The organism is Mesorhizobium sp. EU05-FHT14A09 (assembly GCF_058790995.1).
Genome location: NZ_JBYTDF010000027.1, coordinates 1 through 860, shown reverse-complemented (window position 1 = coordinate 860; position 860 = coordinate 1). Strand labels below are relative to the sequence as shown.

1 protein-coding gene is annotated in these 860 nt (G+C 66.4%); it reads right to left on the bottom strand.

The window, feature by feature from the left end; translation table 11 throughout:
• Nucleotides 1-860: two-partner secretion domain-containing protein (locus AC3WTO_RS31120; RefSeq protein ID WP_492558472.1), on the bottom strand; the 860-nt coding region annotated here is incomplete at both ends.

The window sequence follows — 860 nt, the reverse complement described above, 5'->3', positions numbered from 1 at the left end:
AGATGGATGGTGCCGCGGGTGTTGACCGAGGTCGAGGCAACCAGGATGCCGTTCTGCTCGACGGTGCGGCCGGCCAGCGTGATGTCGCCCTGCGGGCTGAAGATCATGCCGGAGTTGCGCGCCAGTCCTGCACTGCTGCCCGCCTTGAAGAGCGGTGCGATCTCGTTGCCGCGCGTCGTCGAGGCGAGGTTCGCGTCGGTGCCGTAGCCGCGGCGCAGCACGAAGTCGTCGCCGGCGGCAAGCTGGGTCTGGCCGTTGGGCGTGGTGATGGCGCCGGCATTGTCGACCGCGCCACCCATCAGGAGCACGAAGCCGCCGCCCGCCGTCACCGAGGCCGGTGCACGGGTGGTGATCCGCGCGCCGGCCTCGACCTTGACCACGCCGCCGCCGGGAGCCTTGCCCAGCAGTGCTGCCGCATCGGTGAAGCTCGGTATCCAGTTCCTGCCGCTGCCCGACGAATAGATGCCGTTGTCGAGGAACTTCTGCGTATCGATCTTCGCCGTCGAGGCGATCAGCGCCCCGACATTGATCTGGCTGGTGCCGCCGAAGACGATACCGTTCTGGTTGATGACCAGGACCTGGCCGCTGGCATTGATGGAGCCGAGGATCTGGCTGGGCTTCGCATCGGTGCCCAGCACGCGGTTGAGCGCCACCCAGTTGCCTGCCTGCTGCTGGAACGTCAGGTCGGTCCGGTCACCAACGTTGAAGGTATCCCAGGTAAGGATCGCCTTCTGCTCGTTCTGCTTGACGGCGACCTTGATGCGGTCGCCATCGGTGAATTCGGTCGGCAGGTCGGCGCCCTTCCACAGTTCCCGGTTCACGTTGCCGTTGGAACCGATGACGCCGGTGCCGATCTGCAG